The following is a 15,398-nucleotide window of genomic DNA, read 5'->3' on the forward strand; positions in this document are numbered from 1 at the left end:
TTTTCTTTCTGCTATATAATTCATAATGGTGTCTTTGATAGAAAACCCTCTACTATATATATACCGGGTTTCTTATGACTTTTTCTGAAAAAATTAAAAACTTTTTTCTTTGGAGGAGTTTGGCCTACCTATTAATGATAATCTTTTCAAGCCATCTGTAAAAATGAAAAGTTTCTGAAAACGGCAATTACTTTTTGGTTCATGAATAGAATTATTAAAGATGCTTTTTATTCAAATTTTAAAGGGCATTACAGGTGCTAAAGGGTACAGTTTAAAGTGGAATCACTTTAAAACGTAATTACAGGCTTTTTGCCTACCAATGAGACATAAAGTACGAAATATAAATCTTTGTCTCTATTTTGAACTATTAGCGGTAGTTAGCTGGTTCTTTACATTAAATAACTCAGCTATATTATAGTGCATTTTTTATATTAACTAAATCTCTTAATTGATCGTTGTTAAATTCTGTAATCCAACTCTCGCCACTACTTATAGTTAGGTTTGCTAATTCCTTCTTGCTTTGAATCATCTCATCAATACGCTCTTCAAATGTACCTGTTGAAAGTAGCCTGTACACCATAACATTACGTTCTTGCCCGATACGATAGGCCCGATCTGTTGCTTGTGCTTCCACTGCTGGATTCCACCATAAGTCATAATGTATTACATGATTTGCTGCTGTTAAATTAAGTCCTGTTCCTCCAGCTTTTAAAGACACTATAAGAATGTTGGACTGGAATAAGTTTTGAAAGTCATTAATCATTGTATCACGTGCTTTTCTAGAAAGTCCTCCATGTAAAAATGGCACTTTTGATTCAAACCTTTCTTCAAGTAGCCTAGCTATAATCTCACCCATTTCAGTGTATTGAGTAAATATCAATGATTTTTCTGCAACTTCACCAATACTAATCAATATTTCCTCAAGCATCTGCATTTTACCGGATTGTTCAATACTCGCACGCTTTTTCTTGCCAAACTGCGATGGATGGTTACAAATTTGCTTTAAAGCATTGATAAGTTTAAAGATTAGTCCCTTACGTTCAATTCCTTCACTCTTTTCTATCTTCTCCATAGTTGTATCAACAACCTTTTGATAAAGAGCTGTTTGTTCTGAAGTGAGGGAACAATAACGATTATTCTCAATTTTATCTGGTAAATCCTGAATAATGCTTTTATCACTCTTAAGCCTACGTAACATAAAAGGGCTAGTGATTTTCATAAACCTTTCTAGACAAATTTTATCTCTTGCTTTTTCAATCGGTGTTGCAAAGCTGCTTTTAAACTGCTTAGGAGTACCAAGATAAGATTTGTTGATAAAGTCAAAAATGCTCCAATACTCAAGCAACCTATTCTCAACAGGCGTACCACTCATAGCTATCTTATGTTTTGCTGCAATAGTTTTAATTGCCTTGGTTTGTTCGGTATTAGGATTTTTTATATTTTGTGCTTCATCAATCACGAGCAAAAACCAGCGAATTTTATTAAGTTCTTTTTTATCACGACGTGCAAGACCATAGGATGTTAGAGCTACATCATAATCACTTGCCAATTCTCGATTTTGTCCGTGATAGATGAAAAGCTTTAATTCTGGTGCAAAACGTTCCATCTCTCGTTGCCAATTACTTAATATGCTTGTGGGAGCTACTACCAAGACTCTACCTTGATCTAAAAACCCTGCATTTTTACAGTATAGAATGGCTGCAATAACCTGTATAGTCTTACCAAGACCCATATCATCAGCAATTATGCTACCAAACCCTGTTTCTATGTTCTGTATAAGCCAACTAAATCCACGCTCTTGATATGGACGTAACTGTGCAGTTAGATTACTTGGTACATCAACAGATGCATAAGTGTTGAACTTATCAAATAAGTTTTTAATTTGCTGGTCAAGTACTACTTTAGCTTCATCTAACTCACCTGCTAAAGCGGCTTGCATCAGCTCTACTTGATTTAAGTGTTCGGGTAACTTACCAAGTTTCTTCAGTAGAGCTTCTACCTCCTTATCATCCAAAAGCACATACTGATCGACTATTCGCACAAGCCCTCGGGAATCTTTTAGCAATTTTTTAAATTCTGTAACGCTTAATTTTTTATCTCCTATTGCTACTTTCCAATCAAATTTCAATAAATTTTCCAGCGTTAAAAAACTTTCGCGATCTTCTTTTATTTTATCCTTGGCAGACAAACTAAGACTTAATTGTGGTTTGAAGATTTTTTGCAAAGATTTCGGCAAGATAACCGTTATACCTATTGCTCTTAGTACTGGTACAATACCCAGGAATAAAGGTGCAAAATCATCTAAATTAAATGATAACTTGCTATTGCTATCAATCGATCTTTCTAATTCAGGTATGTATTCAGATAAGAGTGCAAGATCAGATAAAATACTAAGCTTTACGTTTTGATTAGAGAGTGCTTTTTCCAGCTTTATGAATGACTTCTCATCATCCAGTGATAACTGTACCTCAAGTTCAAATTTTTCATGGTGATCTTTTATCATTAAATAGAGTTTGTAGGGTTTATCTGCTAAATAAAGACGTGAAAGCCAGAGATTAATTGCTTGCGGTATTTCCTTGTTGCTAAACTCAGTAAACTTGTATGGTCTTCCAGTAAAGAATAATTCAAAGATGGATTTATCTCTATGCTTATCCAGTGATGCAGGAAAGTTATCTTCTATATACCCTAAAAGGATGAGAGAGATAGCAACATTTACTTGTTCCTCTGGTTCCATAACGATTTCTTGATATTTAATCAATAGAGGCGGACAAATAGATGACATCTTGCTATGAATTTCCTTAACTGACTCATTAAACAACGCCGGAATCCACCTAATTATAATTTCTCCTCTTTTGTTTTGTAATACTTGTGGTATTAGCGCTGACTTTTCCATCAGCATATGTGCAAACTGTGAAATCATATGCATGAAGCGAAGTTCAGGATTAAGCCTGTGAAGTAACGAATTAGGAATGTCGTTTAAAAATCGCGCTATATCTTTCAATACATTTCTACTTAGCATAAATACATTAGTTGTACCATTGCTCACTTGAGTAAGATAATGCTGATCATCAATGAATAGTTGAAATGTTTGCCAATTCTCAATATTTCCCCATCTTTTAATAAATAGCTCCTCTTCCGATAGTTCCTTCTTAGAAGCTGGATAGTACCCTAACTTTCCTGCAGGATACTTTTGCCAGTGCTTATAAGCTATCTGTAAAATATTATGAAAGTTTTTTTCAAAAAAAAGTGGATTATCTGTTAAAATACTACTGATACAATCAAAAAGGTTAGGAATAGTTGATAAATCAATATCATTTAAAATTGCTTGGTTATGTATTCTAATTTTAGAACATGCCTTAAATATATCATCTATCTTTAAAATGTTTTGAGCATTTTCTAATTTTCCATTCCCAAAATCATCGATAAGTGCTGACAAATTACAATTATGAATATTAAAAATCATGAAGGGGTTTTTATCAATTTCTGCAACAATAAGATAAATTACAGCAGCAATGTGTTTACAAGGCATAGCCCAATCAGGACAGTTGCAATTTGCATTCATCTCTTCCCAATTTGAAGGAAACAATTTAATCCCAAGATCATTAAGCTTATCAAACAAGCTGGTTGGTAATTGCCTATTTATTAATTTAGATAGTATAGAAGGTGAAGTTTCAATAATTTGACGAATGGTCTGTTGTTCTGATGAGCTTAATTCATTGAGTATAATTTTGACTTTATATGGTTGAGGTTTTGAACCACGATATGGGTAAGATCCTGAGCTATGAACTTTAGCTGTAACTATGTGACCATTAATTTTAATACCAAAAGCTCGACCAGTATTAGCACAAGTTCTGCCACGTGGAAGACGGTTATCATAATCTATTCCGTCAAAAGACTGGAGCCACTTCTTACCCCACCATGTTCTTCCATAAATAGTCATCTTGTAAAACTATATATTTTAACCTAGATAAGCTAGATGCTGATTCTATGGACGATTTTCTCTGAATATGCAAAACTCATCTTGAACTACTACAAAATGTTAATTATAACAACAGAGAGGGCAAAAGCAATAAACACTTATATCAAAGGAAAAATTGATTAAGGGAAAAGTGAAACTTTTTAAAGGTTGTTTAATACCTTTACACCTGTGATTGTAGCACTAATGTTGTGCGATAAATGTACAGTGAAAATGTCATCAGAAGTTACCCAATTATTGAGTAGTTTTTTTTACGGCGTCAAGACTCTTGCCAGCATAGAAAATATCAGTTCCTATATAAATATCCTTATGGGCTAAAAGAAACTTCTATTGGTTGATAGAAAACAGAAAAAAACTATTTAAAAAGTATACTCAACAATATAACAAGGAAGCATAAGTTAGGAAAAGTAGTAGGCCGTTGATAAGGATTTGCCTATTTTCTCGATCAACTAGCTTTTGTATAAGTACTGATGGGTCAATATAAATGAGTAGTTCTGGGAAGCTTACTTTATCGGCTAATCTATATTAGCGTCATAGAGGATTTATATATTTCAAGCATGTTAATTATTTTTTCTGGATCATTTAGGAAACTATAGTAGACTTTACAACTCATTAATTATCACTTAACTTACCTCCTAGTAAGTTCTTGAGTTATGTATGGATAACACGTTGATAATATTAGCAGCAGGAAAAAGCAGTAGAATGAATTCACAGTACTCAAAAACACTACACCTAGTAGGAAATTTTACTCTTTTAGAGCATATAATTCACAATGCAAAACCGCTGAGTTTAAAAAGTCTATCAATTGTCATTAACAAGCCTTTTCTAAAGGAGTTAGAAAGATTTAGTACCTTAAAAGATATAATTGATAAATATAATATAAAATTGATAATTCAAGAAAATATTACAGGTACTGGCACTGCAGTTAAAATTGCCCTAGAAAGCCTGGAGCGGTTATCTGACCAAGACATAGTTTTAATACAGTACGGAGACACCCCGTTTATATCTAGTGATACAGTTATGAGAATGACTGATTGTTTAAAGTGTAATAATAAAAATTTAGTTCTTCTTGGATTTAATAGTCAAGATAAGCAATATGGAAGATTAGTAATTGATGATAATGACAATGTTCAAAAAGTCTTGAAAAGTGAAGATGAAATTCTTCTTGCAAACTCTGGAATAATGGTTTCATACGCTAAAGATCTTTATACCCTAATAAAAGAAGTAAAATTTAATGATTCGACCAACGAATGTTGTCTTAATGATATAATACCCATTGCAGCAAGCAATAACTTACGTGCAGGTTATGTAGTCGCTGACGAAAAGGAAGCAATGGGGGTAAATAACAAAGAGGATTTGGTCAAAGCAGAACGTTATTTTCAGGCAAATAGAAGAAGATAACCAACCCTTCTTTCATAACTATATTTTTTTATTCATTGATCCTTAATTTAAGTTGACATTTGTTTTATACTAGTTTTATAATGCTTTTTAAGTCTTACTTGTAAGATGATAGGTGTGAAAGATTTTCCTGGTTGTAGTGAGAGGGACACATGGGAATATTAATAACAGGTGCTGCAGGTTTGATAGGATCGGCTTTAGTAGAAAAGTTAGAAAAGCAGGGTTATGAAGTAATAAGCTGCGATATTAGGTTTCGCGACAACCCACTCAGTTTTTTTTCAGAAGATATAATGCCGCTACTCGCTAAGTGTACGGGGGTTATTCATCTGGCTGCAATTTCTAGAGTTATACATGGTGAGCTTTATCCTGAATTGTGCCAAAAAGTTAATGTCGATGGTACAATCCAATTCTTAGAATTCTGCAAGTCGCTTCCGAATAAACCATGGTTTATATATGCAAGCAGTAGAGAAGTATATGGAGAACAAAAGGAACTACCAGTTGCAGAGTCTGCTAGTATCAACCCAATAAATAATTACGCCAAAGGTAAAGCATTTATTGAAGAACAAGTAATAAATTTAAAAGGTTCTAACTTTAATGTAGCAATATTACGCTTCTCAAATGTATATGGTGGTTTACTAGATCATAGTAGTAGAGTAATTCCTGCACTCTGTATCAATGCATTGAAAGGCGATCCAATTAGGATAGAAGGTAAAGAATGTGTTTTTGATTTTACCTATTTGGATGATGTTATAGAGGGTATATACTTAACTGTTAAATATTTACAAAACGAGAAATCTTCTCTTCCTGCTATTCATCTTACTACTAATAGCCCATGTACTTTAGAAAACTTAGCAAAAACAATATTAAAAGTCACGGAAAGTGATTCTAGAATTGATTTTTATCCTCCAAGAAATTTTGACGTAACTAAGTTCCATGGTGATTTTACTAGAGCTAAAGAGCTACTTGGTTGGTCTCCAAAGCATTCATTAAAAGTAGGATTAGGTAAATTTATAAAAAGTCTACAAAACAATACACAAGAATATCCTAACAATATAGATATGGTAATATATGAAAATATTAAAAGTTATTCATGGTTACCCTCCTTATTATAGCGCTGGTTCGGAGGTTTACAGCCAAACTCTTGCCCATGAACTAGCCAATAATAATGAGGTACAAATATTTACTAGGCATGAAAACAGCTTCTTACCTGATTTCCATTATACTATAGCTCTGGACTGTAGTGATTCCCGGATCTTACTGAATTTAATTAATATACCTACAACTAAATATCGTTACAAATTTATCAATGAAGAAGTAAATATAAAATTTAAAAGAATAATAGATAACTTTCAACCAGATCTTATACATTTTGGTCATCTTAATCATCTATCAATTACTTTACCAGAAGTTGCTTTTAAAGAAAATATACCTACAATTTTTACGCTACATGATTTTTGGTTAATGTGTCCAAGAGGAAGATTTATTCAACGTAATTCTGAAGATTTGTTACGGCTTTGTGATGGACAGAAGGATCAAAAATGTGCAACCCAATGTTACAAGGGGTATTTTACAGGAGATGAAGAATTCTTGAATTCAGACTTAAATTATTGGGAACAATGGGTTGCAACTAGAATGAAGCAAACAAAGAAAGTAGTGGACTATATAGATTACTTCATTGCTCCGTCAAAATTCTTAATGGATAAATTTACTCAAGACTTTAATGTTCCGATAAACAAAATTTCTTATCTTGATTATGGTTTTGATCTAAATCGTCTTAAGAATAGAAATAGGGTGCAAGAAAAAGGGTTTATTTTCGGTTATATAGGTACTCATACTCCCGAGAAAGGTGTTGACCTATTATTGAAGGCTTTTTCTCGCTTATCATCTAAAGCAAAACTTAGAATTTGGGGAGCGGCAAGGGAAGAAACTAAAACTTTAAAAGCGATTGCCGATCAGTTTCCACATGCTGTTAAAGAAAGGATAGAATGGATGGGAAGTTATAACAATAAAAATATAGTTACTGATGTATTTAATAAAGTTGATGCGATAGTTGTTCCTTCAATTTGGGGTGAAAATTCACCATTAGTAATACATGAAGCACAGCAACTGAGTGTACCAGTAATAACGGCTGATTATGGTGGCATGGCAGAATATGTAAGAGATGGAATAAACGGACTATTATTTAAGCATAGAGATACAAATAGTTTGTCAGAAAAAATGCAAGTCCTATCTACAGACCAGGAATTATACAGTGAACTGACCCAAAGAGGCTATCTTTATACTAAAAATGGTAATGTACCTTCTATAAGTGAGCATACTGAGAAACTTAACAAAATTTACCGTAATGTTATTGAAAATAAAGGCAAATCAGTGGCTACAAAACCTGGTCCTTGGAGAATTACTTTTGATACTAATCCAGATTACTGCAACTTTGCTTGTGTAATGTGTGAATGCTTTTCACCATATAGTAAAGTTAAAGAGGAGAAGAAAGCTAAAGGGATAAAACCCAAGATAATGTCAATAGAAACTATCAGGAAGGTAATTAAGGAAGCAGATGGAACACCTTTAAGGGAAATCATTCCTTCTACTATGGGTGAGCCTTTAATGTATAAAAGCTTTGATGAAATAATCAATTTGTGCCATGAGTTCGGCCTGAAGCTTAACCTCACGACCAATGGTTCTTTTCCTATTAAAGGAGCTAGAAAATGGGCTGAACTATTGGTACCAATTTTATCTGATGTTAAGATTTCCTGGAATGGGGCAACTAAAGAAACTCATGAAAGAATCATGAAAGGTTCAAAATGGGAAGTAGTGACAGAAAATTTAAAAACTTTCCTTGAAGTTAGAGATAAATACTTTAGCGATACAGGCGAAAGGTGTACCGTTACTTTACAATTAACATTTTTAGAAAGTAATTTACATGAACTTTACGACATAGTTGAGATGGCTATAAAAAATGGCATAGATAGAGTTAAAGGACATCATCTTTGGGCACATTTTAAGGAAATTAAGGATCTATCTATGAGGAGAGATGAATTAGCAATTAGTAGATGGAATACGGAGGTGGGAAGGTTATATGAACTTAGGGATAATATGCTATTGCCAAATGGTAAAAAGATAAAATTAGAAAATTTTACGATCCTTTCTCAAGAGGGTATCAAGGATTTGGCTCCAGGTGGTCAGTGCCCATTTTTAGGTAAAGAAGCATGGATAAACAATGAAGGCAAGTTTAGTCCCTGCTGTGCTCCAGATGAACTACGCAAAACATTAGGAGATTTTGGCAATGTTAATGAAGTTAAACTGGAGGAAATATGGCAAAGTAGCGAGTACCTAAACTTACAAAAGAATTATTTAAACTATGAATTATGCAAAACATGCAACATGAGAAAACCATTAGTCAATTAATGAAAGATAGTGAGTACCTTAAATCTATTAGGGTTTCCCCCTGTGAAAGGTTTCACCAATTGTCAGAAAATCCTTTGTACAAAAATAGATTTATTAGAGTTGATAAATTTCACGAGCCTGGCCTTGCACCAGTTTATGATGAGACAGGCGCTTATCACATCGATGCAATGGGAGAAGCAATTTATCGCGACAGATTTTTAAAAACTTTTGGATTTTACTGCAATAGAGCAGCCGTAGAAGATGACACAGGGTATTACCATATTGATCCATCTGGATGTAGAGTATACAAACATTCGTATCAATGGATTGGAAATTACCAAGAAGATATTTGTGTGATTAGAAAGCATGATAAGTTTTTTCATATTGATTTGAACGGCAATAGAGTTTATGAGCAAGAATACAATTATGTTGGGGATTTTAAGGATGGTATCGCTGTAGTCCATAAAGATGGTAAAGCTACACATATTAATAATCATGGAAAGTTAGTACATAATAAATGGTATAAAAAGCTTAATGTTTTTCATAAAGGATTTGCTATTGCAGAAGATAAGCATGGCTGGTTTCATATAGATATTAATGGCAATCCTGTTTACCGGCAAAGATTTAAAATGGTAGAAGCATTCTATAATGGCATGGCAAAAGTTGAAACTTTTGAAGGTGTATTAGGACAGATCGATATTACCGGAAACGTAAAGTTTAGTATTTTTGATTTAGATAAAGAATCTCAAGTGCATAAGATTTCTGCAGAACTTTCAGCCTTTTGGAAAACTTACCTCGCAAATGTTGCTATTGAACTTGATTTGTTAAATATCTTACCTGCAACTATGCCAGTTTTATCTCAAAAGTTAAATATTATCGTTCCAAATCTAGAAAGGCTGTTAAGGGCGTTGTGGGAAATAGGGTTTATTGATTACGATAAGAACAAGGACTTATGGCAACTATCATCAAAAGGTAAGTGTTTTAAGGAAATACCATTTTTGCCTAAAGCAGCAGCAATGTGGGCAAGGGTTGCCGCTGAAAAGAATTGGTTAAAAATTGCCGATATATTAAGGCAGGAGTCAATATCTTCATTTGAATCTTTTAAGGAGAAAGAAATATCAGAAGACAGGAAAATAGCGTTTTACCAAGCATTGCTAGGATATTCCAGGTTTGACACTAAAGAGTTTAATTCTAGGGTTAATATAGATGGTGCTAAAAATATATTGCTATTTGGCGTACACTCTTTATTTCTTGCTTATTCTGATATACACAATAAAGGTTCTATAGGCTTATATTATTACAACGAACATAAAGTGCCTAGGCAGGCAGTAGAAGATTTAAAAATTAAACTCATAACTCAAGAAGAATTATCAGCTACAAATTATGAATTAGGTGTCTTTTGCCGCTTTCTGCAGCATTATGATGATAATAAGGTATTGTCTTATTTAAAATTGGTAAAAAATAAAGGAATACCACGCGTTTTAGTGATAGAAACTATCCTAGATTACTACTCCCCAGTGGGAGGTTCTGTAGATATTAATGTAATGGTTGAAACAGGGGGTAAACTAAGGACATTGAGCGATTGGAAAAGAATACTAAAACAAGTAAAAGGGCTTAAAATTTTTAGTATTGTACCTTTAACAGATTATTTATCAGTTATTGACATTAGGTGTTAATATATGAAAGCATTGCAAAAAAATGGTTTTTTTATTATCAAAAATCTAGTTCCTTTAGAGTTAATAACTCAGTCTTTAAATGATATAATAAGCAAGATATCAAAGTTATCTCAAGAATTAGGTGTTTCAACTTCTGACTATTTAAACTGCACTGGAAGATGGGGTACATCATCTCAGGTAACTAGAATTGTATCTCAAGTATTAGATAAAATTATTAAAAATTATCTTGAAAAGTCACTTCAATGCCAGATACTGCAGAAAAAATCAAATGTTATATGTAAAACTGCTGATTTAATAGATGCAGTTCCCTTCCATCAGGACATCTCTTATAGCTTTAATGACCCTTATCATTTTTCTGTTTGGCTAGCTTTGAATAATGTCAATAAAACTTCAGGTGCACTACAAGTTATAGAAGATAGTCACAACTGGAAAATACAGCCTCTAGTTGATTTTTGGCATCCATACTTTTTGGATCAATACTCGGATAACCGGGAAAATTATAAAATTAAGTCACTACCTATTTCAGCAGGAGATGCGATAGTTTTTGATTCACGGTTATGGCATGGTAGTGATAAGAATATAGATGCTAAAGATAGGTTTGCTTATGTTACGAGATGGGTTGTAAAAGATAAAAGTCTTCCTTGTGTGCCAAAACCTCAGCCTTCAGTTTTTGGTATATTAAACTGTGGTGCATTAACAGAATTTATACTGAGAGAATACTTATCATTATTTCGTCGCCAGGAAAGTATAAAAACAAAAAATATGGAAGAACTTATTAAGAGCTGGTTAGCCTTTATTACAGACACAACTACAAATATTTCTGAGGTCAACACTGCTGAAGCTAAGCGAGATTTATATAAGCTACTTATTCTGAATCAAGCGTCAGCACTACATGATGCTGGAGACATTTCAGGAAAAATATACAAAAATTTATGGTTTTCACTGCTTGTATTTCTCAATAAAAAAGTCAATGTGGTGGAGCTAGCATTATAAATGAACAAAAGTAGAGTTGGTAGTTTCAAGTATATATTGGTGTTCATTTTGAATATCTTATCCAAGTTTAAGCTTAATGTGCTTGTAATGTTCCTGGTTGCCCTAGTAGTGGCTGTTGATTTATCTTTTAGAAAGTATTTAGTAAAAAATATCTTAGATACAGCTGTAAAATATCAAGAAGGTAATGTAATTGAAAATCTTTTATTACCTGTAAGCGCTTATGTTTGTATGGCATTACTTATTACTACTGCTTTTAGATTCTATGGCTATTTTGTTGACATTCGAATGTTTACCTCAATGCGTCAAAAAATAGCTGATATGTCTTTTTACAGGCTGCTTCAGCAAGACCATTCCTATTATCAAAACAACCTATCCGGAAGTTTAGTATATAAGGTCAGTAACTTAATGGATAGTGTGATAGAGCTAATAAGACTGCTTATAGACTGTTTCTTTAGTTATAGTATAGCATTAATCTTGGCTATTTATACTTTATCACTAGTAAATATAAAGTTTGCAATAGCTACATTCATTTGGGTGAACATTTTTATTTTGATTTCGGTTTTCAGTTTTCGGGTGCTTACCGGATTAGCCGATGATCATTCTAAACAAAGTTCACAAGTAATAGCGGGTATAGCCGACAGTATTTTAAATGTTATATCAGTAAGGTTATTTTCTCGGCAAGCGCATGAGAGGCATAAATTTTTTCAAGTATGCAAGAAAAAAACTATTGCAGAAAGAAAATTACAATGGGCATACTTTTGGCTTTGGTTTATATATGGCTATTCATTTGATATACTCCAAGCAGTAAACTTGTATTTTTTAATTCATGATTATCAATTGAACAAGATTGCAATAGGAGATATTGCTCTTGTACTTGGAATTAATATATCGATTATAGAGTTTCTTAACCATCTAACTAGGAATCTTACCCAATTTTCTACTCATTTCGGCAAAGTTTCAGATGCATTGCCAATCTTGACTACCGTACCAGAAATTCAAGATAAGGAAAATGCTAAAAAATTAAATTTATTAAGTGGAAGAATAACGTTTAATAATGTTTCTTTTTCTTATGAGGGTCAGAAGTCATTATTTCAAGATTTTTCAGTTACCATTAATCCTTGCGAAAAGGTAGGTCTAGTTGGTTATTCTGGAGGTGGTAAATCTACTTTTATAAACTTAATCATAAGGCTATTTGATGTTAAAAAAGGTAATATACAGATTGATAATCAAGTAGTATCGGAAGTTACACAGAGTTCTTTGAGGCAACAAATATCTGTAATACCTCAAGAACCATTGTTGTTTCATGATACTATTTTAGCAAATATTATATATGGTAAACTTCAATCTACTATCGAAGAAATAATAAGAGCTGCAAAGCTGGCTGGTATTCACGATTTCATTATGACTCTACCCGATCAATATGAAACTGTAGTCGGAGAAAAAGGCATAAAGCTATCTGGAGGGGAAAGACAAAGAATAATCATAGCGAGAGCATTTCTAAAAAACGCTCCGATATTATTTTTCGATGAGCCAACTAGTCAGTTAGATTCTATAACAGAGAAAACAATTCAAATGAGTTTATTTAAGTTGATGGAAAATAAAACCACCATTACTATAGCACACCGTATTTCTACACTTTTACATATGGACCGAATTCTAGTATTTGACAAAGGAAAAATTGTCCAAGATGGTAAACATTCTGAACTAGTTTGCAAGAAAGGTCTTTATAAAGAACTTTGGGATGCTCAAATTGGCTGTCTAAATATCAAAAAAGAAAATGGAAAAAACTATCGACCTGAGAAGTGACACTACAACTTTACAAAGCTCCAACGTTATACACGCAATAAGTAGTGCAATCGTTGGAGATTTTGCTTACGGTGAAGACAAAAGCTGTAACAACTTATCGGAATATTGTAAACAATTATTCAAAGTAGAAGAAGCATTGTTCGTAACCAGCGGTATGCTTGCAAATAGGTTAGCTATTGCCAGTCAAACAAGTCCTGGTGATGAACTAATTACTCATTATAATTATCATGTTAATTTTTTCGATAGTGCAGGCAATGCAAAAGTAAATAGTATAGTGTTTAACTGTATTAGGAATAATACCGGAATCTTAGATATTGATGAAGTAGAATATGCTATTAACTCTAAACCGAGATATAAAATTTTTGCTCAGGTGAGTCTAGTTTCTATAGAAAATAGTATAAACGGGTTTAACGGTAAAATTTATCCTTTTAAGAAACAAGTAGAGTTATATAATTTCTTAAAAGCTCACAATATAAGTCTTCATTTAGATGGTGCGAGAATATTTAATGCTCATGCTGAAACAAATGTTGCTTTAGCTGACTATGCTAAATATGTAGATACAATGAGCTTTTCTTTTACTAAAGGACTTGGAGCTCCTTTTGGTTCAATGCTTATGGGTAAAAGAGAGATAATTGAAAAGGCTAAGAAGTTACAGGTTTGGTTGGGGAGTGGTTATCATCAAATTGGGTACTGCGCTAATGCAGCAAAATATGTACTACAGAATAATATCTCTAGGCTTAAAGAAGATAATAAGCTTGCTAAATTGTTTGCAGACAAGATTAAAGAAATTCCACATGTAAAGCTGATACTACCTTATCCAGAAACTAACATAGTAAGCTTTAGTATAAAAGAACTAAATGTGACTAATGAGTTTTTTTTGAGTAAATGCCAAGCTTATGGTTTATTGCTCTTTCCTTGGCTCGAATCTCATATAAGAGCAGTTGTTCATCTTGGCATAGAGGAAGCAGACATAATAAATGCTGCTGAAATTATAAAGGAGGTTGTATTAAATTTAGTATGAGGGTAAAAATAGATTTCTTTAGCGATTCAAACACTAATCCTTCATCTGAAATGAGGGAAGTAATGGCTAAAGCAAAAGTTGGAAATGAAGCTGCATGTGAAGATCCAACTGTAAACGAATTAATAGAAACCACATGTAAAATATTAGGTAAGCCAGCAGGAATATTTTTGATTTCGGGAACGATGTGTAATGTAATTGCTTATAAAGTGCACATTCAAAGACCTGGTGATTATTTGTTACTCGATGAAACTTCGCATCCATTAATAGTGCAATCTGGATTAATTGCAGCCCAGGCACATGCCACTCCTTTACCTATTAAAGGAACAAGAGGAATATTTACTGGAGAGCAAATCGTTGAGTTTATTACTCGTCCTAGCTTAAGGAATGTTCCAAAAGTTGGGCTTGTTTCTGTCGAACAAACAACGAATTTTGGTGGTGGAGCTGTGTGGCCTTTAGAGTATATTCAAGAGATCTCAAGTCTCTGCAAAAAGAACGACGTATCCTCTCATTTAGATGGAGCAAGGCTGTTCAATGCTTGTGCTTATGCTAAAATATCTCCAAAAGAATATGCAAATTATTTTGATTCGGTGTTTATTGATTTTAGTAAGGGATTAGGCGCTCCAATGGGTGCAGTATTGGCTGGAAGTGAAGAGTTTATTGAAAAAGCTTGGTACTATAAGTTTCAAATTGGCGGAGGTATGCACCAAGCTGGCATTATTTCAGCTGCATGTTTATATGCTCTCAACAACAACATGAATTCTTTAATAGAAGATCATAAAAAAATGCAGCACCTTATAAAAGGTCTTAGCTCTATAGATCAAGTTATAATCAATATTGACCTATACAAAACTAATATAGCGTATTTCTCATTACGTACTGATTGTATATCTGCTCAAGAATTAATAAATATACTAATGACAAATTATGGAATTAGGATGGCTAACATAAGAGGTAAAATCAGAGTTATAACACATAGAGATATAAGCTGTGAAGATATTAATACTACTATATCTACTATAAGAAAGATACTGAATAGGTAATTTCGATTGTTATCAATTTTCTACATTAATGGTTTGCAAACTTCTTGTAAAACAATATTATACCAACATAGTATTATGCTAGTATTTGCATGGGACTGTTTGGG

General features: G+C 33.1%; 9 protein-coding genes. 8 read left to right on the plus strand and 1 reads right to left on the minus strand.

Annotated features, from left to right (window positions below; genetic code table 11):
• Positions 1–412: 412 nt before the first annotated feature.
• Entirely contained in the window at positions 413–3,940 is a 3,528-nt protein-coding gene (locus ACICPZ_RS04570; protein ID WP_264373979.1) for a DEAD/DEAH box helicase, read from the minus strand.
• Positions 3,941–4,633: 693 nt separating this feature from the next.
• Here ACICPZ_RS04570 and ACICPZ_RS04575 point away from each other — a divergent pair.
• The 8 genes from ACICPZ_RS04575 (at position 4,634) to ACICPZ_RS04610 (ending at position 15,294) form a co-directional block, all read left to right on the plus strand.
• Positions 4,634–5,377, plus strand: coding sequence for an NTP transferase domain-containing protein (locus ACICPZ_RS04575; protein WP_264373978.1), 744 nt, complete (start codon positions 4,634–4,636; stop codon positions 5,375–5,377).
• A gap of 149 nt (positions 5,378–5,526) precedes the next feature.
• Positions 5,527–6,486 carry an NAD-dependent epimerase/dehydratase family protein gene (locus tag ACICPZ_RS04580; protein WP_006280064.1) on the plus strand — a complete coding sequence of 320 codons (960 nt, stop codon included), beginning with the start codon at positions 5,527–5,529 and terminating at the stop codon, positions 6,484–6,486.
• A complete protein-coding gene (locus ACICPZ_RS04585) occupies positions 6,443–8,779 on the plus strand; it encodes a glycosyltransferase (RefSeq protein WP_264373977.1) in 2,337 nt (778 codons plus the stop codon). The genes ACICPZ_RS04580 and ACICPZ_RS04585 overlap by 44 nt, the downstream gene beginning before the upstream one ends.
• On the plus strand, positions 8,740–10,434 hold the full coding sequence (locus tag ACICPZ_RS04590) for a WG repeat-containing protein (protein ID WP_264374065.1): 1,695 nt from the start codon (positions 8,740–8,742) through the stop codon (positions 10,432–10,434). Before ACICPZ_RS04585 ends, ACICPZ_RS04590 begins: the two co-directional genes overlap by 40 nt.
• Positions 10,435–10,437: 3 nt before the next feature.
• On the plus strand, positions 10,438–11,427 hold the full coding sequence (locus ACICPZ_RS04595) for a phytanoyl-CoA dioxygenase family protein (RefSeq protein WP_006280067.1): 990 nt from the start codon (positions 10,438–10,440) through the stop codon (positions 11,425–11,427).
• Entirely contained in the window at positions 11,428–13,233 is a 1,806-nt protein-coding gene (locus ACICPZ_RS04600; RefSeq protein ID WP_264373975.1) for an ABC transporter ATP-binding protein, read from the plus strand.
• Positions 13,205–14,254, plus strand: coding sequence for a threonine aldolase family protein (locus tag ACICPZ_RS04605; protein WP_174516731.1), 1,050 nt, complete (start codon positions 13,205–13,207; stop codon positions 14,252–14,254). Before ACICPZ_RS04600 ends, ACICPZ_RS04605 begins: the two co-directional genes overlap by 29 nt.
• Positions 14,251–15,294 (plus strand): threonine aldolase family protein, encoded by a 1,044-nt coding sequence (locus tag ACICPZ_RS04610; RefSeq protein ID WP_174516730.1) that lies wholly within the window; start codon positions 14,251–14,253, stop codon positions 15,292–15,294. Before ACICPZ_RS04605 ends, ACICPZ_RS04610 begins: the two co-directional genes overlap by 4 nt.
• The last annotated feature ends 104 nt before the right edge of the window (positions 15,295–15,398 follow it).

Origin of the sequence: Wolbachia endosymbiont (group A) of Melitta haemorrhoidalis (assembly GCF_964273365.1) — a bacterium.
GTDB classification, from domain to species: Bacteria; Pseudomonadota; Alphaproteobacteria; order Rickettsiales; family Anaplasmataceae; genus Wolbachia; species Wolbachia pipientis.